We start from the raw sequence: 24,720 nt of genomic DNA on the forward strand, positions 1-24,720 counted from the left end.
CATTACAACTTAACTTTTGGTGCCTGGCACCTTATTTTAAGTTTTCGAACTCCTTAATTTTTTCTGCAACATATTTTTGCTGCTCTAAAGTAAGTTCTGGATATAGTGGAATTGCAAAGGTCCTTTTGCTTGCATATTCTGCATTTGGAAGGTCCCCTTCCTTGTATCCAAGGTCCTTGTATACGTTTTGTAGATGCAGTGGAACCGGGTAGTATATTCCTGTTGCTACCCCATTGTCCTTAAGGTATTTTATTAGCTCATCCCTCTTTTCATGTTGAATTATATATAAATGATATATATGTTTATTATAATCCCTTGCAACTGGTAGTTTACAGCTTGTGTCCTTTAAAAGCTCGTTATAAATTTCTGCCTTTTCTGCCCTTTTTCTGTTCCATTCATCTAAATACTTAAACTTAACATTTAAAATGGCCGCCTGAAGCTCATCGAGTCTGCTGTTATATCCTAAGATCTCATGATAATATTTTACCTTGCTTCCGTGGAACCTTAGCATTCTAATCCTTTCAGCAACAGCATCATCATTTGTAACAACCATTCCTCCATCGCCGTATCCGCCTAAATTTTTAGTTGGGAAGAAGGAAAAACAAGCTGCATGGCCTATTGAACCCGCCTTTTTTCCCTTATACTCAGCACCAATTGCCTGGCAAGCATCCTCTATAACTATAAGATTATGCTTTTTAGCAATCTCCATTATCCTATCCATATCCACCATCTGGCCAAAGATGTGGACAGGGATTATGGCCTTTGTCCTCTCAGTGATTTTTTCCTCAATCCTATCTACATCAATGCAGTATGTATCAGGGTCTATATCAACAAAGACTGGCTTTGCCCCTGCCTGGGATATCGTCTCTGCCGATGCAAAAAAGGTAAAGGGTGATGTTATAACCTCGTCTCCTTCTCCTATCCCAAAGGCCTTAAGTGTTAATAAAAGGGCATCTGTTCCATTAGCAACACCAATACCATGTTTTACGCCGCAGTATTTTGCAATATCCTCTTCAAGCTTTTTAACCTGCGATCCTAAGATATAGTGTCCTGACTCTATAGTTGATATTACAGCCTCTTTAATCTCATCTTTGATAGTCTCATACTGTGCCAAAAGATCCAAAAGCTGAATGTTCATAATTAAACCTCCCAAGCTTAATCTTGCTTTCTTTTATATGTTGGAACAAATTCCTCCATAAGTTTAAATATCTTTTCATCTTCATCATCTAAAGCATCAATAAGGCTCTCTATCATAGAATTGATCTTATCAACATCAAACTCCCCAGGCTTTCCGATAAAAATCTTCTTATGCTTTGTCTTTTTAAGCCCCTCTTCATTCATCAAAAGCTCCTCATAGAGCTTTTCTCCAGGTCTTAACCCGGTAAATTCAATCTTTATATCCTTATCCGGCTCGAATCCCGAGAGCCTTATTAACTGCCTTGCAAGATCCACAATTTTAACAGGTTTTCCCATATCAAGGACAAAAATCTCTCCACCCTCTGCCATTGCGCCTGCTTGAATTACAAGCTGTGCAGCCTCAGGTATGGTCATAAAGTATCTGTTTATCTCGGGATGGGTTACCGTAACCGGACCTCCCTTTTTAATCTGCTCCTTAAAAAGAGGGATTACACTTCCGCTGCTGCCTAACACATTTCCAAATCTTACAGCAACGTATTCGGTTTTACTTACCTTATCATAGGCTTGTATTATCATCTCGGCAAATCTTTTGGTTGCCCCCATTATATTTGTTGGATTAACCGCCTTATCCGTCGAGATTAAAACAAACTTTTCAACGCCAAATTCATCAGCACACCTTACTACATTTAGTGTTCCTAATATATTGTTTTTTATAGCCTCCTTAGGATTAGCCTCCATTAAAGGAACGTGCTTATGGGCTGCTGCATGGAAAACAACGTTTGGCCTGTATTTTTTAAATATCTCCCTTAATCTTTCCCTTTCCCTTATTGAAGCTATTATAACCTCCTGGTCAAGGTCCTTATATTGAGATTTTAATTCCATCGAAAGGTTGTAGGCTCCGTTTTCGTAAATGTCCAATATAAGAAGTTTCTTAGGATTAAACCTTGCAATCTGCCTACATAGCTCTGACCCAATTGAGCCTCCTCCGCCGGTTACCAAAACAACTTTATCCTTTAAATAGTCGGCAATCTCGTCGATATTGAGCTCCACCGGCTCCCTTCCTAAAAGGTCCTCTATTTCAACGTCTCTTATCTGGCTTATGGTAACCTTACCGCCGATTAGCTCATATATCCCCGGCAAAGTCTTTAGCTTGCATCCCGTCTGGCTGCATAGCCTTATAATCTCTGCCCTCTCCTCCTTATCGGCCGAAGGAATGGCAATTAAAATCTCATCTATTGCCATCTCCTCTACTACATCCCCAAGGTCATTTCTATCGCCAACTATAGGAATTCCTTGAATGTATTTTCCCTTTTTAGACTTATCATCATCCACAAAGGCAACCGGAATGTATCCAAGCTCCGGATGCTTTTTCATCTCCTTTGCAACGATAGCCCCTGCATCCCCAGCGCCAAATATTAAAATTCTCTTTCCTTTTTTGCCTGAAAGGGCCTGCATCCCCTCAAAGTGCATTATAACCCTTCTTAGGAATCTAAGGCCTCCACTTGCCATTATCGTAAAGGCCCACATAACAAAATAAACGCTAAGGGGAAGCCTATTTCTCATCACAACACCATATATAAAAGAAACAGCACTTCCTACCGATACCGCAACGATAACCGACAAGAGCTCCTCTATACTTGCATATCTCCATATGCTTGTATACAGCTTAAATATGTAAAAGGATATAACCATCAATATTGAAATTGGAATAAAGGATTCTTTGTATCTTTCAAGATATGCCGGAGGTATCCTCCAGGAAAATCTAAAAAAGTATCCTAAAAAAATCGCAGCGTTTATAAAAATTATGTCGCTTAAAACTAAAAGTGCCACCTTTATCCTGCGTTTCATATCATATTCCCCAATCTTTAGAAAAATTTTAACACAATCATTTATAATTATACTCCATTTGCAAATAATAGTAAAATGTTTTTGCCCCTCTTACCCTTCTTAAATTTTAAATTTTTTATTAAATTTAGGTGCCAGGCACTTAAGATTTAAGATTTTAAAAAACCGCCCTAAACTTAGGCGGCGTTACATTTTTATATTCTTCTTTATCTGTATAATTTCATACCAATTCTTTGCAGTAATCTCCTCAACTAAACTAAAATCCTTTCTTATTGCCTTTACATCAGCTGCCATTTCAGCAACATCGTATGTAAGCTTATCTATCTCAGCCTTGTGAACTTCACTTGCATGTTCAACAGCCCTTAAAATCTCTGTGTTTTCCTTTACCTGTTCTTTAATAAGTCCCACTTCACTCTCTAATTTATCCATTCTAGATTCTAATTTATCCATTCTTTCCTCAAGTCTGTCTAACTTTCTATTAGTCTCCCTTAAATCCTCCCTTAAACCATTGACACCTTCTGTTAGATTCTCAAGAAGCTTTAAAACCTTTTCCTCCACCATCTGCACCTCCACTAAAATTTTACCACAAATCAGCTTTTATAGCAATTTACATATATTTACACAAAAAGGCAAGTAGAACCTACTTGCCTAAAACTTAAATCCTAATTTTTCTAATGTTGCTTTTCCTGCAATTCCATCTGCATAAAGCCCCTTATCCCTTTGAAAACTTTTAACAGCTGTTTCGGTAATACTTCCAAAGTATCCCGTAACTGCACTCTGCTGCAGATACCCTAATCTTAATAGGGCGCTTTGCAGGGCTTTAACATCATTTCCTTCCATCCCCTTCTTTAGCACTCTACTAATGTTAACTTGTTGTTCAGATAAATTCCCTCTTGAAACACCTTCATTATTATCATTAGGAACATCTTTTTCCCTCTTTATTTTTTCAGCAAGAAGGATATTGATCTTATTAACCACAGCCTTTCCTACAACCCCATCGATAACCATTCTATTATCCTTCTGCAGCTTTTTAACCACAGATACTGTCTTAGCATCAAAAATCCCGTTCACTTGAACATTATAACCTAACTTATTTAACGCATTTTGTAGCCTTTTTACATCATCACCCTTTACATTTAACCTCAATACCCTCTTATAAGTTAACTTAAGTGCATTAAAAGTCTTTGCATCCTTTAAAATCATGTTGTATAAATTCTCATCTACAATTCCAGTCGCTTTTAGTCCCTTTTTCTTTTGATAGTCTACAACTGCATTGTATGTCTTATCCCCAAAATATCCCGTTGGTGTTCCTATATTATACAAAAGTGTATTCAATGCCCCTTGCAAAGTTTTAATCCTTATATCCTTCATTCCCTTTTTTAATTTAAAGGAGCTTCCCCTTGATACCGGCTCTTTAACCACATTAAACTTTAACTCATAACTTAACACATTTTCAGGCTGCAGCTCATCCTTTACCTCTGCCTTAACAACATACTCCCCAATCTCCTGAGGAACAAAGGCAATACTATTTACATAATTAAAATCCTGCCCATAAACTAAGTTCTCATCCTTATAAACCTCTATCTTATAAGCTATCCTATCGCTTCCACCCTCCGTCAATACGCTTATATTAACAGGCTTTTTCTCATAAACAGTATTCTTGTCTAAAATAACGTTTACTCCGCTAATGGACCTGTAAACATTAAACTTAACTTCCCTGTAATCGTCATAATCCTTAGATGAATAAACATTTCTAATATATGCTTTTAATGTGTATTCCCCTTCTTCTTGAAGCTGATATTTAAAATCGATATTCTTAGAATATTCTCCCCCAATTAAAAGAGTATCTCCCTTATAGAGCTCATACTTAAAAAGTAAATTGTCTATGCTTGAACTTTCAATAATAGGATTTGCCGTTATTTCTTCCCCAATCAAAAATTTATCTTTATTCGTGTTAAGTAAAATAAGTTTAGAATTCAAAGACTCAATCTGAGCACCGTCATAATAGAACTTTAAAATTTCATCAAACCTTTGCCCCGCAAGGGCTCTATTTCTTGCCCCGATTTGGCTCATTCCAACGCCGTGACCATAGCCCTTTCCTATAAATGTATAAGTATCAGTTGCTGCATCATAAGTAACATCATAAAGGGCACTTCTAAAGCTAAATGCCGTCCTTGGCTGCTCCTTTGTTAAGGTTTTTATGACCTCTAATCCATTTTGGTCTAAATAAACAACATCCATCCTTGCGATTCTTCCGCTATTGTTTCTCACAATCGAGTTTAAATCTATTCTTAAAAATCTGTCATTTGGGCCTAATATATTCTTTGCCTTTAACCTTGAATCGATATCAATAACAGTTAAAACCACAGGATTTTCCGGCCAGATGTAGGTATCAAATGTATCTTCCTTTGCAATCAAATAAGGCAATTGGCTTGTCCAAGGATTTCCCGATGCCTCAGTCCAACCTCCGTTGCTTGCCGAAAAATATGCCGAGATTATCCTTCCTCCGTAGGTCATAATTATTCCCTTTGTTTCTTCTACCGCCCTTATGGAGTTTGCCTTTGTTTCATCGTATCCTCCATAAACCTGACAATGCACAGTATCACAAAGATCATACCCATCAATTCTATGTTTTCCAATGTTAGAAAGTGCATAACACCTTGCAGCAACCGCCTGTGCTTTTAAGGCCTCTAAAGGGAATGAATCGCTCATCTCCCTTGGAACAACCCCCTTTAAATAATCCTCTATATTTAAAATATTGATTGGCAAAATTAAATTATTTACAGCCTTAAAACTCATCCTTCCAAGATACTTTGCTGATTTTGTTCCAGAGATTATCCGAATCCAAGAACCCTCTCCTACTGGAACTAAAGAAAGCTCCTGATATGTTTTTCCGTTAAATGATACTAATCCGTTGGAAATAGATAGGTTTAAAATAGAACCAGAAGGAAAAAAAGCCCCATCTACCAAATAATCTCCGTTTAAAGACACAGAAAGAGCATTTCTTGCCATACTCTCAAGCCCAATCTTAATATCCTGAAAATAGACCTCCTGATATTTAGCAAAAGCACTAATTGGGGACAAAAGCATTGAAATTATCAAAAAAATAGACAAAATCCTTTTCATCCCCTCACCCCCTTACATCCATTATATTCTATTTTTATCCATAAAACAACAAAAAACCACCGCAAAATGCAGTGGTTACATTCCAAATACAGATACAAGCTTCATAACTTCCCCAAGATCCAAATTAGAAAACAAAGCTGACTTTATTCTCGATTTTGACTCATCCGGAAGCTTTTTATACTTTGCCTTTACGCTTTCAGCATACTTTTTATAAGGATAATCGGGATCCTTCAATAAGTTATTTAATGTTGACTGAATAGTTGAAACGATGGCCTTTTCTTCAGGCGTCTTAAGATTTCCATATACCCTGTTTAGGCTTTGGCTAACGCTCTTTAAAGAATCCTCAACTTCCTTCGAAAACCTTTTAACAGTTTTTGTTACAGTCTTGTTCTTAACAACTATATCCTTTTTTTCAAGCACTACATCCTTCTTTTCAAAAAGCTCCAAAACCTTTTTCTTAAAAGAAAGGACCAGCGCACCATCCTTTATTTCTAACTTTTCAACATCAAAGGGTATAATCTTTTTATCAATCTCAACCCTATTTCCATTTATCCTTATATTCTCATCAAGCTTTGGGACTTTTCTTAATACCAATGAAACAGGAAGGGGCAATTTCCCAATCTTTATACTTTTAGGCTCAAGAATTAATTTGTCGCCCTCTACATAAATTTTATTGTCTGCATAAACATAGGCCTCTAAAGATTTATACTTAACTGGTATAATAACGATTAAACCATCCTTTGAAATATCCATCCAAATCCCCTTGATTGAAGCTCCATTAAAGCTTTTCTCATCTACATTTAAATATTTTATAGCTCCATTTAACTTTTGACTATCAACACAAACTACTCCACCATTTATAGCCTTACTCTTTAGCTCTTTAATAAGCTCATCTGAAGCTTTAGCCTCAGGAAGATTATACTTTGCCGTTGAAAGACCAAATAAAATTCCTATAAAAATTAATATAAAAGCAAAAATAAATCCTATTTTCTTCGCCATTTTATCCCCTTCTTCAAATTACTTAAACCTTATATTGATTTTATATTCCCTTAAATCATATTTATTCTTAACACTAAAATTAAAACTTCTTTCTTCACCAGCATCTCTTAATGTCTTTAAAGTTACTCCCTCAACACCTTCATCCTCAAATCCAAAATCCGTTGGCACCCTTATACTTCTTTTAACATTTGCCTTTGCACCGAAGGTATATGAATCGTTAAAAACTATAAATCCATCATCGTTTAACACAAAATCAAAGCTTACAACCGAATCCCCATCAGATAAATCCGACAGGTCAAAATAAAATGTATCATTTTTATAATCTCCTATTCTTTCCTCACCGTTTCCTAAACTTAAGCCTACCGACTTTAGCTCAACTTTCTTTTTAACAGTAAAAACACTGCTCTTTAGAGAGGCTAAATAATTTTTAGCCCCAGCCCTTTTAACATAGACAATTATGTAATATTTTCCTTCATTTTTAATATTAAATTTAAAATTATAAGCATTCCTATAGCTTACCCTTTTAGAAAAATAGCTTGTGCTCTTTTTTGTTGTTAAATCATATAAAACAAACCTATATTCCACATTCCCTGTTATTTTATTTGGTTTAACAGAAATATATATAGGCTCATTGATATAATACTCGCTCTTTGGCTTTTTCAAGAAAGTTAAACTTATGCTACTTTTGGCATAAATAGTATTAGAAAATAAAAATATTAAAAGCAGAAAATAAACTATCCTTTTCATATTGCCTCCTTAAAATATAAGAGTCATCAAAAGATGACTCTTATTTAACCTTTACAACAATGTTATAAGTTAACTTTTCTTTTCCTGAAACAAGGCTTATGCTTCCCTTTAAATATCCATTTCTGTCAGCCTTTTCTCTCATTGATGCAAGTGTTACTCCTTCTGGTGGGTTCTTGTCAACACCAAGCATCTTTGGAGTTATATTTCTTGAAACATTTCCGCTTAATGGGAATACTTTTCCACCTATATTTACAACAGCATTTTTATTTGCAACTATTAAAATATCAGTTAAGCTATCGCTATCTTCCATTCCTGTTAAATCAAAGCTAAATGTGTTTCCACTTAAAGACGCATTTACAACTTGGCTTCCATTTAATTTAACGCTTATGCTCTTTAATGCAAACTTAACATCCTTTACAACGAACGTTTTTGTTTTAACATAAGTATCATAATTAACCTTTACTCCATTTCTTTTAACCATTACAGTTATATGATACTTTCCTGGCTTTGCAATCTTTGCGTTAAAATTAAAATCCTTATCACCTTTAACAGCTCTATAATATCCATCTTTGTTTGCACTGAAAATATCATAGATTTTCTTTGTTGCTTCATCAACTATGTATGCTCTGTATTGAACATCTCCTGAATAATTTGTTTTTACAGTAACAGGGATAGATTCAAATACATTGTAGCTTGATTTAACTTCAGTTACAAGGCTGACCTTTGGATATTTAACCTTTGCGGCAAAGGAAACTACATTAAATGATGCAACTAGAAATGCAACTGTTAATACAAATGCAGCTATCTTTTTTGCCCTTTTCATTATATTACCCCCTTCCTTTTTAATTAAAATTATAACAAAACTTTAGTCAATATTCAAATAATTTTATTCACTTAATCATAATTTAACATGTTTTAAAAACTCATCCTTAATCCTTTTTACCTTATCCTTTGCTTCAGCATTATCCTTTCCCTTTACCGCAAAATAGAACTTAATCTTTGGCTCTGTTCCTGATGGCCTTGCGGTGATTATGCTCTCATCCTCAAGGATTATCTGAACAACGTTTGACTTTGGTAAATCCCCGATTCCCTTTAGGTAATCTTTAACTTCCTTAACCTTTATTCCTGCTATATCCCTTGGCGGCTCCATTCTTAGCATCTCCATTATTTCCTTAATCCTTTGACTTCCTTCTATTCCTTCTAATGTTACCGATTTTAAATCCTCAACAAAGTAGCCATATTTTTCGTATAAGGACATTAATCCCTCATAAAGGCTCATTCCCTTTAGCTTGTAGAATCCTGCCATCTCGCATATTAGCATTGAGGCTATAACTCCATCCTTATCCCTTACAAAATCCCCTGCAAGGTATCCATAGCTCTCCTCAAAGCCAAATATAAATTTTCTATCCTTCTTTTCCTCAAATTCCTTAATCTTTTCCCCTATGTATTTAAACCCTGTTAAAACATCCATAATCTCAACATCAAAGCTTTCTGCAATCTTTCTTGCCATTTCCGTTGTAACAATTGTTTTTATAACCACTCCATTTTCAGGCATCTTTCCTGTTGCCTTAAGGTTTTCTAAAATATAATGGGTTAAAAGGGCACCTGTTTGGTTTCCAGTTAAAACGACATACTCTCCCTCTTTGTTTTTAACAACAACCCCAACTCTGTCGCAATCTGGGTCTGTTCCTATAATCAAATCCGCCTCAAGTTCCTTTGCCATTTCAATTGCCCTTGTGAAAACCTCATGCTCCTCTGGGTTTGGATACTTTACCGTTGAAAAGTTTGGATCTGGATTTTCCTGCTCCTTTACAACATAAACATTTTTATACCCAATCTCTTCTAAAACCCTTCTTACAGGCTTGTTTCCTGTTCCGTGAAGTGGTGTATATATAACCTTTAAAGTATCTTTAACCCTTTCAACAACATCCCAATTAACAGTAAGTCCCTTTACAAGCTCAACATAATCCTTTTCCACTTCATCATCTATGTAGTTAAAAAGGCCTAAATCAACCGCCTTATCAAATTCCATAGTCTTAATATCGCTATAATCAATTGAAGTTATCTCCTTTAGGATACCTTCTGCATGTTCCTCTGTAACCTGCCCTCCATCTGACCAATAAACCTTGTATCCATTATACTGCTTTGGATTGTGAGATGCGGTTATAACTATCCCTGCAGTAGATTTTAAATTTCTAACTGCAAAGGAGAGCATTGGCGTTGGCCTTAATTCCTTATACATATATGTCTTTATTCCATTTGCATTTAATATAAGGGCAGCTTCCTTTGCAAATCTATCGCTATAAAGCCTTGAATCATATGCAATTGCAACAGAAGGATTTTCAATTCCTTGCTTTTTTATATAATTTGCAAGTCCCTGTGTTGCCTTTCTTACAGTGTAAACATTCATCCTATTAGTCCCAGCACCTATTATTCCCCTAAGTCCTCCTGTTCCAAATTCGAGTTCTTTATAAAATCTTTCCATTATTTCCTTTTCATCAAGTCCCTCAAGCTCTTTTCTCGTATCCTCATCAAACTCAAGCCACTTTTTATACATATCCATATATTCCATCAAAAACCCCTCCTTAAAACGGCATTATTTTCTATTTTATACGAATACTTTTATTTTTACAACTAAAAAAGTGCCTTTGTTAATCGGCACTTTCAATATTAACCAAGTCCTTTTCATTTAGAATTTTTACAAATTGCAATAATTCATTATCTTTATAATCTCTTTCAATTTTTCTAAAACCATAACTTTCATAGAACTTAATTAAATATGGAACATCTTTACACTCAAGCATTATCAGACGTCCACCTAAGCACATTTGTCCATCTAAAATTGTATTTAAACAGTAATTCATTATTTCATCGCCTTTAATAATATCTTTATACAAATCATTTTTCCCTAGCTGTCCTATTAATATTGCTGGAAATTCTAAGATCCTTTCTCCGTGTATTTTGGCACTTAATCCATCAAATTCTTTTATTTTACGATTTGAAAACTTTTCATCTACTTTTAAAACTTGTAAAGCCAAAGTATAATATGCTAATATTTGAAATTCAATTTCTGCTTTATCTTCATTATAAATTAAAAAAGTTCTACTTTTGCCTAATTTTTCAAACATTATAGCCCTATTCTTCAAAAACAATTCAATATCTGAATCTATATTACATTTAAAATTGGTCAATAACTCTTGCGTTTTTTCTATACCTGCTAATTCAAGTAAACTCTTTAGCGAGATAACATTCGTTTTAATTTGTTTTCACCTTCCTTTTGTCTCTCAGGTGATGTTAAGCTTCTATCTATTTTAAGTTGTTGTGGTTTTTCTAATATTATCCTAGTAAAGGATTCCACAGCTTTTTCACTGTCTAGAATAAAGTTTTTATTAAAAGATGATGTCGCCATCGTTATCCTCCTTTCTAATACATAATCCACCTTCTAATATATATTATACCATTATTATTAAAGTATTGATATATTTATTACTTTAAATTTCATTTTTTAATATTCTTATAATACGGACTTAAATTTATAAACAGCTTCTTTAATTCCTTTACATCGCAATATTTTTCAAAAATGTGTTCTAAAAGCTCCTCTTGCCTTGTCTGTCCTAAAGTTAACCTATAAAGAGATAATATTTTAATTATCCTTTCATACCTTTCAACATCTTTACTAAGCGGATAGGCAGGAACAAATCTTTCAATCTTTATTTCTTGATTGTCTGGTATGCACCAATATGGCACTAAGTCTGATTCATCCTTCTTAAGCTCTTTTGTTGCATAATCAAAAATCTCATCCCAAACATCATTTTTAAAAGTAATTCTATCCCCATACCTCTTAACTAAATTCTGCCTTATCGCAAGGCACTTATATCTATTTATCCTGCCCTCCCTCTGCTCTAAATCTATAGGATTTAAAGGAAGGTTCCAATGCATTATTTTTCTGCAATATAAATGAAAGTCCAAACCCTCTTGTCCAATAGATGTAGTTGCTAAAACAAAGGGCCTAAATGGGGAATTAAATGCCTTTCTTATGCTTTCCTTTCTATTTGTATCAGAAGTGGTCTCATCGCTTTTATGGTAGGATACTGCATAATGGGAGCGCATCTGAATATCCTCTGTTTTTTCACCTTTTATTCTTCCTTTAAAACTTTTCAGGGTATCAACTTTATAACTTGCAGTATGAGTTTTTACTGTTTCAATCATAGTATCGCCTATGATTTTAATCTTATCTTTTGAATCTTTTATAGAGTATAAGTCAATTATCATATGTTTATATTCATCCAATAGCGCTTGAAAGTTACCATGTTTACAGTAAAGCAAAACATTTTTCCAATAGGCCCTATCTTCACTCTCAACTCCTATTCTTTCTAATAACCTTGCAAAAATATTTTTTTGTTTTTCCTTTTTCAAGCCATCATCATTAAAGGATAAATCAACTGCAGCTATAGCTTCTGGTTTATTAAACATGTCCATAACAGCCTTTGCAAATTTTGTAGCATATAAACTGTTGCCTTCATATGTCCTGTATGAACAAACTGCTGGTGAAGATATTGCCATATTAACAAGCACATCATCTAAATCCTTTGGCATTTTTCCTAATTTTAATTTAGACTTTAAATCATAATATTCTTTTAATTTTTGAATATGGGCTTTAAATCCCTTTGCCCCTTTTTCATCATCCACAAGCTCCTTTATTACCCCATTTAAAGCATCAAACCAATTTTCAACATAAACACCATCATCTAAGAGCAGTGGGGTTAAATAATACCATCTGTCGTCCTCTCTGCTGGTGGTTTCTTGGTATATTTTTAGTTTTGATAATAATTTATTTATTTTTTCTTTTAAATCCTTTTCAATTTCCGACAAAGTCTTTTTTTCGTTAAGATACTTTATTGGATCATATAGATTAGCTAGCGTTTTAGAAGGATATAAAAGGCAGAATAAACTCATAGCCTGGGGACTTTCTAAAAGCAAGCTAAATCTCAATCTTGGATAAGGAAATCTTTTATTGTTTGGCGCAAAATAATCTGCATTTTGCTTATTTGAAGAAACTTCTAAAAGCTTCCCTATAGTCCTTCTTTCACATTCATACGATACTAATGAAGCTATCATTCTTGGGACCATTTCCCATGATGAAAAAACTAATATCTTTGAAAAATTTTCGTTGCCTTTAAAGAATCCTTTAAATTCGTAATAAGGCTTTGAAGGTGGAACCCACAGAAGAAGCTGTGAATTATTCTTAAAAGCTTCATCTAAAAGTTTTTGAAGCCTAGAATTTGTTATATCAATTTTTTCATATCTTCTTACAGCATCCTCGTCAATCCACAATAATTTCTTTTCAGCAAGATGTATATCCTGAGGATTATCTTTAAAATATTTTTCTATGTATTCCTTAAGCTTATATTCCCTCATAAAGGACATTATATAAGGCGATGATTTTACATAATCAACTGGAACGCTAAATTTTAAACCAATTTCCTTAATCAAACTTTCAGCTTCTATATATGATAATATATCCTTTTCGCTGATTTTTAATGTCTCTTTAGCTTCCCTATCATCAACGAAGTCCCCTTCTTCAATTGCAGATATTCTTTCTGTTCTACAGACTGCCCTATATAGAGCATCTTCAGCGTTATTTTTTGCCTCAATAACGGATATAAAATCGAAATTTAACTCCCTTAACTTTATTGAATAATCCTTCCAAATTTCCTTAAATTCTTTAAGTTTTATTTCATCATTAAACAAAAAATTAATTACTTCAAAAAATTCCACATAATGTTCATCAAGTTTAATTTCGCTTATTTCCTCCATAGTAGAAAAAAGTTTATATGGAGTTGCAGATAAAAGAAGCACCTTTTCCTCTTTACCCTTTAAAAATTTGCTGACCAAAAGGCCGATTTCTGTAGAACTATCTTCACTAATCAAAAATTTAAATCGCTGAAATTCATCCATTATTATTAAATCCGGATTTAAAAAATCAAGGCTAATACTTGCAAACATTATTCTTAATTTTGATATCAGCCTATAAATTACTGTTTTTTTACCTATTTTATTATTTCTTAAATCTAAACATACTTTAACTGTTTCATCATATATTTCTTTAAAGTTGCTATAGCTTTTAATTTTTTCAATGATCGTTTTTAAATATTTACCATTTGTCTTTTCGTTACACCTTTTTACCCTTTCTTCGTATTTTAACAATTTGTTATTAAAGCTTGATGTTGCAGTATCAGTAAGGATAATATTTAATTCCTTTAAATAATCATTAAATATTCCCATTTCCTTAAGAATTACAAAGATCAGAGCCCTCTCATCTGCATTGCCATAACCACCGTTTATTAGATTAAATGATGTTGAAGGCGTTATTGGAATTAGTTGAATATAGTTTCCGTTGTTTTTAAGCTCTATTTCCTGCTCAAATACCTTTAAATGCTGCATTGATATTCTTGTATCAGATATATTATCTATATAATCATTATCTGTAACCTTCAATTTCCTTATATTTTGATTTGCTATATTTAAATTAGAGCAGACATATACTACTTTAAAAATATCTTTTTTATACTTTTCTTTATAATGCCTTGCAAGTTTTGCAATAGTTCCCTTTGCAATCAATGTCTTACCAAGGCCAACCTCATCGGCAACCAAAACTCTATTTTGTCCATTAATAAAGAGGGAAAAAACATGCTCAACTGTAGCCCTTTGAAAATCCTTAAGGCTATTTAAAACTTCTTCTTCAATGCAGCTCAAATTCATTTATTTACCACCTTCTCAAATAAACTAAATATTTCGTAAAATTCCTCTGGTATTATATTTTTATCTGTTATCAACCCGACTAATCGTTTTATATCCTCAAACTTTTCTTTAGAGTAAACCGCTGCCTTTAACATCTTTTCATATAACCCAGACAAAGCAACTGAGCTATTATGAGAAAATCCTCTATTAGATGTGTTTTCATTTTCTACTGCCGATAAAAGATAGTCTTCACCTAATAAAAAGTTTACATACTGAACAAATACATTCCTATCTCTTATTATATTATTGGCCACAGCTCGTTCTCTATTTTCAGGCAGACCCTCTAATGATATTTTTATAACCCTTCTTATTTCATCTTCACCATCTAAAGCTTTAATTAAATAAAACTCAGAAAGCTCAAGAAGATTTAAATTATCAAAAACTATATTTTTTGAAATGATCTTTTCTACATTTTTAAGTAAGGGTGAAATAGTCACTGTTAAATTATCAAAAGTAAAATCACCTTCAAATTCTATTTCAACAGAATATTTATCTTTTATAGCCTTAACCTTACCTCTTACTTTCGATCTGCATATTTCTTTTATAACCCTTTCAAGATTGTTATAAGAAAAATCATTTTCTTTAAAATCAACAAGTTCAACCCTTTCAAAGGGATTTTCTTTTTCACTTTCGCCGAATATTTCTTTTTTTATCTTAGCTATATCTATATTTTTTTTGCTCGAAATTAATCTTAAAACAAACTCAATATTCCCATAAAATGCACTGTGAGAAGCATTAAGAGAACCAAGTATAAGTTCACTTTTATTTCCCTTTTCAATCAAATATATTTTCGAATGAATATCTTGCCTATTATTCTCTAAATCCACTGTAGCATTTTCTCCATCTATTACAATATCCTTTAATGCATATACTTCAAAATTAGAAGCAGAATTAATTTTTAGTTTTGAAAGTTCTGATTTTCGTGTAATCAAAACATTATTTTTACTTTTTGCCAAATCATTTAATTGCCTTATTACCGTTTCACTTAAAAAAGGTGATATAACTAATATCTCATCAAAACTTTTATTAAATGCATCTATACCTTCAATCGAATAATCCTCTATTCCTATTGGATGAAAATAAAAATCCTTAAAAAGTTTATTGTCCACTTCAAAGTTAACCTGCATAATCTCATCAGCTAAGCTTTTTATTTTTCTTTTTTGCTTATATTTAAACCACCATTTTCTAAATTAATTAGGCTTAATAAAAAATCCCTTATAGGCTTATTCTTTTCCTTTATCGTTTTATCCTGTATCCTTCCCTCAAGGCATACTGCTACATCCCAGCTATTGTCAAAGGTTAAATTTCTGCTTAAAACAATAAAGCGATATATTGAATCTTTATCATTTGTGTATTTTATAAACCAAGTTTTAGGATGAAAGGATTTATTGTTTTTCATATTTATTTCCGCAACCATTTTTTCAAGCAAAATATATAAAGTATTACTTTTAAAAGGAGCCTTTATTTGTCCCCCCTGACAAAAAACAGCTGTTTTATCCGCTGTTTTACTAAGAGCCTCAAACATATAAATTGGGTTGTCCTTTATATAACCATCAATGTCCTCTGATAATCCAAGGCTAATTGAAGTCCCAATCAGAGCATCAAGTTCCAGCGAATATGTGGTTCCTACGCAAAAATCCAATCTATACCCAAATGGTGCTGATAAAATACTGCTGTAATCTATTCTATCTGAAGTTAATTTAAACATCTTCCCCACCCAATCCATTAAATATATCTTCTATAATTCTCCTTGCATTTGGAAATCTATACTGCAATTTATCAATGCCAACCCATCCTTTATAAATAAAATTTTCCTTGTTTAAAAGTTTTGCCCTCTTTGGACCTTTAAGATCCTTTTCCCTTTCAATTATAATCTTATCTAATTTTTCTATATCTTCATTAAGCATTGCATCTTTTAAATTATAAAGAAAATTAACAAGTCTTCTGTTTTTAACATTACACCTTGCAATAACGCTATTTATATCTATTTCAGCAAATTTTTTAATATTTCCTTTCCATATTTCCCATTCATCATCAACTCGTTCATCCTCACCATTTGAAAGGATTACGTTATACCTAATATGGGCACCATATATAAAATTTGCAAAATCTCTTGCCATAAAAAAGTCTTTTTTTATATCATCCGGGAACAAATTAATTATACCCTCTAATTCATCGAAACTTTTAATATCTAGAATTCCCTTTATTTCATTTTTTAATATATAGGCAAGCATAGTTCCACTGCAGCTTTTTATTATCGCTTCCTTTAAAAATTCTGCTTCCTCTTTAGTTAAATTTATCAAAATATTTTCCCTCCAATTATCTGGAAAATACGGCAAATTCCAAAACTTAATATAGCCATCTGTAAGTTCAGCATCTTTATCATCTGCATCCTCATCATCTTCATTTTTCTTTTTCCCTAATGACTTGGTTTTTTCCTTCCTTTCATTTAACCTGCATATAACTTTAGCATAATCATATATAGACATTTTTTTGTCAGTAAATATGCCATATGTCTTAATACCATTCCAATATATATCCGATGGCTTTCTTTTTAGCCTTTTTCCCGACTCTTGTCCTATAACCCCTGTTTCCCCACTCCTTTTTAAAACATCAATCAAACTTAACTCCTCATCATGAAGTTTTTCAATAAATTTTTCAGGCGTCATCCTATTTAATTTTTCTATTTCCTTTAAAATATAACCTGTAATCAAAAAATATTTAGCCCTTGTTTGGATAGTTGATGTTCCTGGGAAAAATATATCTGAAAAGGCATCCCTAATAACACCAACTCCAAGTTCATCAACAGCACCAGGCTCAGTTAAAAGATTGATAACATCCAAAACCCTTTTCCTTTGTTCTTTCGAAAAATCAACCCAATCAATAAGAAAATTTGGCATATTGGTCCTCCTAAATAACAATAATTAAATCAAGCAGCTTTTTTTAGCTTTTTCTTTACAATATTTACAAAATACACATATTCCTCAAGCTTAAAAATATGAATCATTCCAAAGTAAACCAAAGCCCCAACAAAGGCACAGCCAAATACCGAAATCACATCTCCCTTAAAGCCTGTCCCAAACTTAAGCTGCAAAAATTTATTTAAAACAAACACAACTGCCCCCATAACAAGAGAAGATAAAAGCATCTTATTAAAGGAACTTATAAGCTTTTTCATCCCTATATCCTCAATTTTCCTATTCAAACTTCTTATTAAAAGCAATGTAACAACAATTACAGAAATCGATGTTGCAAGGGCAAGTCCTGAAACCCCCATTATTTTAACTAAAACGATATTTAAAATTATATTCAAAACAACCCCTACAACACCATTTATCATAGGAGTTTTTGTATCCTTAATGGAATAAAAGGCCCTTCCTATAACATCCCTAACGCCTACAAAAATCATACCTGGGGAATAGAATAGAAGTGCAAGGGATGTTAAATAGGCAGCATTATTATCAAAGGCTCCCCTTTTAAATACAATATCAACAATAGGCTGCCTTAAAACCATCATCCACATTGTTGCAGGAAGCATAATAAGTAAAATTACGTTTATCCCCTTAATTAGCGCATCCTTATATGCCTTTAAATTCTCTTGGGCAGAATATGTAGAAAGGGTTGGGTATATAACCGTTGTTATTGCAACGGCAAAAATACCATAAACAAACATATTAAGCTTATTTGCAAAATTCAAAACTGCAATTGAACCTTCTCCAACAGTTGTTGCAAGCATTCTGTCAACTAAAAAATTAACCTGAGACACCGATGTTCCAATAATTACAGGAACCATAAGCTTAACCATTCTTAATATGTTTTCATCTTTAAAATTGAAATAAAACTCATACCTATATCCTAATCCTTTAAACTTCGGAACCAAAAATACAAACTGAACAAAGTTTGCCAATATAGTTGCCAAAGTTAAGCCCAAAATGCCAAACTTACCTGCCAAAAGGGCTAAATATGAAATTATAACAACATTCATCAAAACTCCAACAAAGGCAGGAGCTGTAAACTCCTTGTGAGACTGCAATATCCCTGTAAAAATACTTTGCATTGCAATAAAGATCATCGAAATAAACATCATCTTTGATACAGCAACAGCCCTATTGAAAACAACCAAATCTCCTCTAAACCCAGGTGCAAATAGCATTACAATATATTTTGAAAAAATGATTCCAAATAAAATAAACCCAATTACTATTATTCCAACGATATTTATAACATTGTTAACAAACCTTACCCTATCCTCTTTACTTTTCTTTTCAATAAACTCCGTAAGAATTGGAATAAAAGTTGTTCCAATTCCACTTCCAATGCTTCCAAAAATAAGCATAACAAGCCCTATTGCAAAGGTATATATATCCGTATCATAAGATGCACCAAACCTAAAAGCAAGAAGGGTTTCACGAAGAAACCCTAGAAGTTTGCTTAGAATAGTGAAAATAATTATAATTATCGAACCTTTTAGCAATTTCTTATTCATTTTATCACCTTATAACTTTATTATCTTGTCTCGGTTTTCTAAAACTTCTTTAGTTGCATTTCTTGTGTCGAATACAACCTTTGCATTTTTTACTATAAAATCATAATCATACTTTGAATGGTCTGTTGTTATTATTACTATATCCGCATCCTTTAAAGTTTCTTCTGTAAGTTCAACTGACACATAATGCTTTCCGTTGTGTGTAAACTCTGGTATATATGGATCGTTGTATGAAACTTTAGCATTTCTCTTTTCAAGATGTTCAATAACCTTTAATACTGGTGATTCTCTTAAATCATCTATATCCTTCTTATACGCTGCACCTAAAAGTAAAACCTTTGAACCGTTAAGTGGCTTTTTAAAGTCGTTTAATATGTGTGATGCCTTTTCCACAACAAACTCTGGCATGTAGTCGTTTATTTCCCCTGCTATTTCAATTAGTCTTGTATGATAATCATATTCCCTTGCCTTCCATGTTAAATAGAATGGGTCTATTGGAATGCAGTGACCACCAAGACCTGGTCCTGGATAGAATGCCATAAATCCGTATGGCTTTGTCTTTGCTGCTTCTATAACTTCCCATACGTCTATTCCCATTCTTTCGCAAAGAATGGCCATTTCGTTTACAAGGGCTACGTTTATATTTCTAAACGTATTTTCAAGTATCTTTTCCATCTCTGCAACCGCTGGTGATGATACTGTAAATATTTCTCCTTCTAAAACGTTTCTATATAAAGTTGCTGCAATCTCTGTGCAGTCCTTAGTAACCCCACCTACTACCTTTGGAGTATTCTTTGTCTTGAAGAACTTGTTACCTGGGTCAACCCTCTCTGGTGAGAAGGCAAGATAAAAGTCCTCTCCACACTTTAATCCTGTCTTTTCAAGTATTGGCTTTACAACTTCCTCTGTTGTTCCTGGATATGTTGTTGACTCTAAAACTACAAGCATTCCCTTATGAAGATACTTTGCTATGCTCTCTGTTGAATTTACAACATATGTTATATCCGGCTGCTTATACTTATCAAGTGGTGTTGGAACGCATATTGCAACGCAGTCAACCTCTGCAATTTTTGAATAATCTGTAGTTGCATAGATCATTCCCTTTTTAACAAGATCAGCAAGCTCCTCATCAACAACGTCCCCTATGTAGTTGTGTCCTTCGTTTACCATATCGCATCTTTTTTGCTGAATATCAAAACCTATTACCTTGTAACCTGCCTTTGCCTTTTCAACTGCAAGGGGCAGCCCAACATAACCTAAACCAACAACACCGATTATAGCTGTTTTATTTTTAATTTTTTCTAATAAAGAATTTTTGTAATACATAAATAGAACCTCCCATATATTAAATTAAATAATATAGTTAAATTTTAGTTTATTTGTTGTCAAATTTTCTTATCAAATAAGCAAAACATTCTTGTTGTTCTAATTTAATTTCAGGATATAAAGGAATTGCAAAAGTTCTTTTTGACAATCTTTCTGAAACAGATAAATCTCCTTCTTTATATTCTAAATATTTATATACATTTTGTAAATGAAGCGGAACTGGATAATAAATACCTGTAGCAACTCCATTATCATTTAAAAATCTATTTCTTCTCTTTCTTCATGTTGAAGTATATATAAGTGATAAATATGTTTACATCTTTTATCTTCATAAGAAGTTATGCATGTTGAAAATAAAAGAAGTATTGAGAATAAAAGATTAAAAGAAGAAATTCTTAAAATATATAATGATAATAAAAAACGTTATGGAGCTCCTAAGATCTATAAAATACTAATAAATCAGGGAGAATTCATAAGTTTAAAGAGAGTTCAAAGGTTCATGAATGATTTGGGGATAAAGTCAATAGTTTGTAAGAAGTATAAGCCCCACTCATCTAAAACCAAGTTAGAAGAAAGGGAAAACATCTTAAAAAGAGATTTTTCCACAACTATAATCAACGAAAAATGGGTTACCGATATTACATATATCCATACTCTGCGTGATGGATGGTGTTACCTTGCTTCTGTGATGGACCTTCATAATAGAAAAATCATAGGCTACGCCTTTGATAAGGTTATGGATACTGATTTAGCAATTAGAGCTGTAAAAAACGCTTATGAATGTCAGAAACCAGGTGAACAGGTCATATTACACAGTGCACAGTGATTTAGGATCACAGTATACAAGCTCTAAATTTGCATAATATATATCAGAAATTAAATTCATTCGCTCATTCAGTTGCAAGGGAAATCCCTATGACAACGCCTGTATTGAGTCTTTTCATGCTGCCCTAAAAAAGAAGAAGTTAATCTAGTAACCTACTATGATTTTAATGCTGCAAAGCTGGCAATATTTGAATATATAGAATCATGGTATAACAGAAAGAGGATCCATAGCAGCATAGGGTATATTATCCCTCAGCAATGCTAGAATAGGGCTAAAAAATTAGCATAAAAAATTCGTGTTTTTGTGTCTACTATATTGACATAAATCCACATAGTCTCGTAGAAAGACTTAATTCAGATCCTGTTTTAAGATATTCCTGTGGTTTAGATATTAAAAAAAGCACCTTCTGAATCAACCTTTAGTAGGTTTCTTGATAAAATTTCCTCATCTGATTACTTGCAAGAGGAATTTAAAGACTTAGTTTTAAAAGCTAAGAAATTGAGTATCATCGATGGAACCGAAGTAGCAATAGATTCTACAAAATTGGATTCCTTCGAAAGTCCAAAGCCTAAGTCTAAAATTGAGAACAATGGTATTTCCCCTCATTTGAAAAAAAAGGATACTGATGGCAATGATGTTAAATGGTTTGGCTGGAAGACTCATATACTTGCTGATTGCAAAAGCGAGCTTCCGCTCAATGTAATTATTACTCCTGCAAGTAAAAATGATAGCATTGCAGCAATACCTTTAATAAAACAGCTTAAAGAATTCTATGGTTCAGCATTTACACCAAGCTATTATATCTGGATTTCATAAGGTTAAATCTTTGGCATTATTAAATTGTATAACAATAATTACAGAAACAATTGCTGTAAACACTAAAAAACATTATCCACAATAATTAAAGTAATTTTATATATTTTAAAGTAATCCACATTTAGTTAATTTAAAATTTTTTATTGTGCAAATTCCTCAATTACAATATTAACTGTTAACCATTTTATTGTTATTTATAGATTCGTTTAGTACACATTTTTAGGATTTTTAACAAATTTTTATAAAATACCATTTTTGTTAAGTTACATGTACATATGAGTATTATCACTATAAGTAACATTCATTATACTTTTACTTTTAATTACCACTTACTTGCTTTTTTAAAATCACACCATTATATATCTCATATAATTTCTCTTTATAAGCTTTCTTACCATATTTGGATATACAACTATAGGAAATGTTATAACTGTTATATTTTTCCCTATTTTCAAACATGTATCTCATAGCATGTGAGAAAGCCTCAACAGTATTCTCTTCTAAAAGGATACCATTTTCCTTATTAATTAAATTATTACTTCCACCATTTTTAAAAGTTATTACAGGATTACCAGAAGCCATTGCTTCTATATATACAATACCAAATGTTTCAAATTCACTTGCTAGGACAAATGCATCTGATCTTTGCATCTCTTTTGATACATCTTCACGTGACAAATGACCCAATAAAATAACCTGATTGCCTCTATTTAATTTCATTACTTTATTTTCCAGAAATTTTCTTTCTTCACCATCACCTATAATTCTCAATTGAACTCTGTCATTTATGGTAAACGCTTTACAAAATGCATCAATTACTATATCATGGCGTTTGCTTTTAACTAAATTTCCTACAGACAAAAATGTAAATATTTCATTTTTCTTTTTATCATTGCATAAAATAAACTTATCTGAGACCATATTAGGAAAAACTAGTATTTTACCACTTATTTTTGTTAATTCTTCGACACTTTCAAGCAACTTTTGAGAAACACATAAAAAAGCATCTGACATATCTACAGTTTTATATAAATATTTTATATGTTGCTTTGACAAAGATTTGGTTAAAACTCTACTACTATGTTCAGTAACAACAACAGGTATTTTGTTTTTTTCCCTAATAAACATGCAACATATCCTGCTGGATAAAAAGAATGTGCATGTATAATATCCGGATAACCGTGATCTTCTACTGCAGAATGAAACACTTTATTAATACTCCATTTAGCCATAGAAATACCCATCCAAGCGTTCCTACTTAACATGAAATTTGGTATTACAAACTGATAGGTTAACAATCCTTCATCAAAATACTTTATTAGTTTAAAATTCTCAGAAGAAAAATAAGCTTCCCTAGAACGAAAGGTACCGTTTAATAAAACAACATCATTTGCTAGCTCCAAAAGAGTCTGTGCCTGTTCTCTGAAAAATGAACCATTATTAGGTTTAGTATTTGATGGATACCATGATGGTATTACAAAAATCTTCAAATTATCCCTCCTTTTATATTTTAACAATATAAATGTATTATTTAATTCTGTTTTTTATAATTTTTTGTTAGAATCTGTAATAACATTATAAATATAAATTGAAAAATTAACCCTTTCAAATGATAATACAGTCTCAATTATAGAGATATATTAATTCACTTCTTTGCTATATCAAAACATATTGGCACTTTTATTTTATAATATAGGCTAAATGTATAAAATAGCATAAAACTCAACAATCAAAATTTAATAATAATATAATTCTAACGTATATGCGCTTCATTTTTTCTTTTGATTATTAACCTTTTTTTTAAATGAATATATATTTCCAATAGAAAACAATAATCCAAATACTATCCATACAGGATATATGCGTGTTAGACTACTAGAGCTAACAGTAAGAAATAAAAAAGAGATTGAAAATGATAGTATTAGCGAAGAAATAAATGGTTCATTTATGCTGTTATACATCATTAATATCTTAATATATATTAATAGAACACCCATTAAAAAAAACACTCCATATTCTGCCATTATTTCTAAAAATATATTGTGTGGATTAACACCTATATTAATTATAGTCTGTCCTGGGCCTAAACCCAGAAACAATGAATCTTTAGCTAATTTAAACGTCTGTTTTGCTAATTCAAGCCTTACTAAATCACCACCGTATAAATTATTATATAAATATGAAGTAAATCTTGTATCTAAATAAAAGTACGTAACACTACATATTGTAAGTATTAATACACTTAATATAAGCAGAAACATTATTATATTTTTATTATTTTTTTTCTATAATAAATAGCCTTGAGCATAATTTTAAAGCCTTGAAATTACTAGCCTGCTATGGCTAAATTTTTTTATCACTCACAAATATATTTCATAGGATTTCCTCCTTTTTTGTCGAATTATATTAATATAACAACATTCAATTTAACAACAAAAAGGAGGAAATCTCTATGTATCAACGTCAAGAAATTTTTAACATTATTGAATTTTTTACTTCTCAAAAACTTATCAATTTTTATACAACCCTCTTTGAAAATCTTGATTTATCTCCATTACCAGATAAGGTCCCCTCTAAATACGGCCCTACTGGGTTTTCTCGCCATGCTCTT

At 32.3% G+C, this 24,720-nt stretch carries 20 protein-coding genes and 2 pseudogenes; 2 read left to right on the top strand and 20 right to left on the bottom strand.

The features are described 5' to 3' along the window. Positions 1-31: 31 nt before the first annotated feature. The 17 genes and pseudogenes from CAAU_RS11155 to CAAU_RS14365 form a co-directional block, all read right to left on the bottom strand. Positions 32-1,138 carry a DegT/DnrJ/EryC1/StrS family aminotransferase gene (locus CAAU_RS11155; RefSeq protein ID WP_008909545.1) on the bottom strand — a complete coding sequence of 369 codons (1,107 nt, stop codon included), beginning with the start codon at positions 1,136-1,138 and terminating at the stop codon, positions 32-34. 17 nt (positions 1,139-1,155) lie between these two features. Next, positions 1,156-2,985 (bottom strand): polysaccharide biosynthesis protein, encoded by a 1,830-nt coding sequence (locus tag CAAU_RS11160; protein WP_008909546.1) that lies wholly within the window; start codon positions 2,983-2,985, stop codon positions 1,156-1,158. Between the two features lie 183 nt (positions 2,986-3,168). Then, a complete protein-coding gene (locus CAAU_RS11165; RefSeq protein WP_051004417.1) occupies positions 3,169-3,540 on the bottom strand; it encodes a hypothetical protein in 372 nt (123 codons plus the stop codon). Between the two features lie 90 nt (positions 3,541-3,630). Then, the gene (locus tag CAAU_RS14000) at positions 3,631-6,108 is read right to left on the bottom strand and encodes a SpoIID/LytB domain-containing protein (protein ID WP_008909548.1); all 2,478 of its coding nucleotides are present in this window, start codon (positions 6,106-6,108) and stop codon (positions 3,631-3,633) included. 75 nt (positions 6,109-6,183) lie between these two features. Then, on the bottom strand, positions 6,184-7,107 hold the full coding sequence (locus tag CAAU_RS11175) for a hypothetical protein (protein WP_008909549.1): 924 nt from the start codon (positions 7,105-7,107) through the stop codon (positions 6,184-6,186). Positions 7,108-7,125: 18 nt separating this feature from the next. Beyond that, positions 7,126-7,854 carry a hypothetical protein gene (locus tag CAAU_RS11180; protein ID WP_008909550.1) on the bottom strand — a complete coding sequence of 243 codons (729 nt, stop codon included), beginning with the start codon at positions 7,852-7,854 and terminating at the stop codon, positions 7,126-7,128. 40 nt (positions 7,855-7,894) lie between these two features. Continuing rightward, positions 7,895-8,677 carry a hypothetical protein gene (locus CAAU_RS11185; RefSeq protein ID WP_008909551.1) on the bottom strand — a complete coding sequence of 261 codons (783 nt, stop codon included), beginning with the start codon at positions 8,675-8,677 and terminating at the stop codon, positions 7,895-7,897. A gap of 75 nt (positions 8,678-8,752) precedes the next feature. Next, positions 8,753-10,426, bottom strand: coding sequence for a phospho-sugar mutase (locus tag CAAU_RS11190; protein ID WP_008909552.1), 1,674 nt, complete (start codon positions 10,424-10,426; stop codon positions 8,753-8,755). Between the two features lie 79 nt (positions 10,427-10,505). Next, positions 10,506-10,982 (bottom strand): hypothetical protein, encoded by a 477-nt coding sequence (locus tag CAAU_RS11195; protein ID WP_008909553.1) that lies wholly within the window; start codon positions 10,980-10,982, stop codon positions 10,506-10,508. A 107-nt stretch (positions 10,983-11,089) separates the two neighbouring features. Next, positions 11,090-11,263, bottom strand: coding sequence for a hypothetical protein (locus tag CAAU_RS14935; protein WP_008909554.1), 174 nt, complete (start codon positions 11,261-11,263; stop codon positions 11,090-11,092). An 89-nt stretch (positions 11,264-11,352) separates the two neighbouring features. Beyond that, positions 11,353-14,616 carry a DEAD/DEAH box helicase gene (locus CAAU_RS11200; RefSeq protein WP_008909555.1) on the bottom strand — a complete coding sequence of 1,088 codons (3,264 nt, stop codon included), beginning with the start codon at positions 14,614-14,616 and terminating at the stop codon, positions 11,353-11,355. After that, a complete protein-coding gene (locus CAAU_RS11205) occupies positions 14,613-15,782 on the bottom strand; it encodes a phospholipase D family protein (protein WP_008909556.1) in 1,170 nt (389 codons plus the stop codon). Before CAAU_RS11205 ends, CAAU_RS11200 begins: the two co-directional genes overlap by 4 nt. Before the next feature lie 20 nt (positions 15,783-15,802). Further along, positions 15,803-16,363, bottom strand: a complete 561-nt coding sequence (locus CAAU_RS14005; RefSeq protein ID WP_008909557.1) for a hypothetical protein — start codon at positions 16,361-16,363, stop codon at positions 15,803-15,805. Continuing rightward, positions 16,356-17,555 carry a DUF6361 family protein gene (locus tag CAAU_RS11210; RefSeq protein ID WP_008909558.1) on the bottom strand — a complete coding sequence of 400 codons (1,200 nt, stop codon included), beginning with the start codon at positions 17,553-17,555 and terminating at the stop codon, positions 16,356-16,358. Before CAAU_RS11210 ends, CAAU_RS14005 begins: the two co-directional genes overlap by 8 nt. Positions 17,556-17,584: 29 nt before the next feature. Continuing rightward, positions 17,585-19,141, bottom strand: coding sequence for a murein biosynthesis integral membrane protein MurJ (gene murJ / locus CAAU_RS11215; RefSeq protein ID WP_008909559.1), 1,557 nt, complete (start codon positions 19,139-19,141; stop codon positions 17,585-17,587). A 9-nt stretch (positions 19,142-19,150) separates the two neighbouring features. Further along, entirely contained in the window at positions 19,151-20,467 is a 1,317-nt protein-coding gene (locus CAAU_RS11220) for a nucleotide sugar dehydrogenase (protein WP_008909560.1), read from the bottom strand. A 49-nt stretch (positions 20,468-20,516) separates the two neighbouring features. Further along, positions 20,517-20,776 (bottom strand): annotated as a pseudogene (locus CAAU_RS14365) (DegT/DnrJ/EryC1/StrS family aminotransferase); the annotation flags it as partial. 40 nt (positions 20,777-20,816) lie between these two features. Here CAAU_RS14365 and CAAU_RS15260 point away from each other — a divergent pair. Beyond that, a pseudogene (locus tag CAAU_RS15260) lies at positions 20,817-21,557 on the top strand (IS3 family transposase); the annotation flags it as partial. Between the two features lie 234 nt (positions 21,558-21,791). After that, entirely contained in the window at positions 21,792-22,109 is a 318-nt protein-coding gene (locus CAAU_RS11230; protein WP_040306555.1) for a transposase, read from the top strand. 318 nt (positions 22,110-22,427) lie between these two features. Here CAAU_RS11230 and CAAU_RS11235 read toward each other — a convergent pair whose 3' ends face one another. From CAAU_RS11235 to CAAU_RS15635, 3 genes are all read right to left on the bottom strand, one after another. Continuing rightward, complete coding sequence (locus CAAU_RS11235; RefSeq protein ID WP_040306556.1) at positions 22,428-23,237, bottom strand: glycosyltransferase; 810 nt, start codon at positions 23,235-23,237, stop codon at positions 22,428-22,430. After that, positions 23,174-23,599: a glycosyltransferase family protein gene (locus CAAU_RS11240; RefSeq protein ID WP_008909564.1), complete on the bottom strand. Its 426-nt coding sequence runs from the start codon at positions 23,597-23,599 to the stop codon at positions 23,174-23,176. The genes CAAU_RS11235 and CAAU_RS11240 overlap by 64 nt, the downstream gene beginning before the upstream one ends. 279 nt (positions 23,600-23,878) lie before the next feature. After that, the gene (locus tag CAAU_RS15635; protein ID WP_008909565.1) at positions 23,879-24,370 is read right to left on the bottom strand and encodes an O-antigen ligase family protein; all 492 of its coding nucleotides are present in this window, start codon (positions 24,368-24,370) and stop codon (positions 23,879-23,881) included. Between the last annotated feature and the right edge of the window lie 350 nt (positions 24,371-24,720).

Origin of the sequence: Caloramator australicus RC3, assembly GCF_000297115.1 — a bacterium.
GTDB classification, from domain to species: Bacteria; Bacillota; Clostridia; order Clostridiales; family Caloramatoraceae; genus Caloramator; species Caloramator australicus.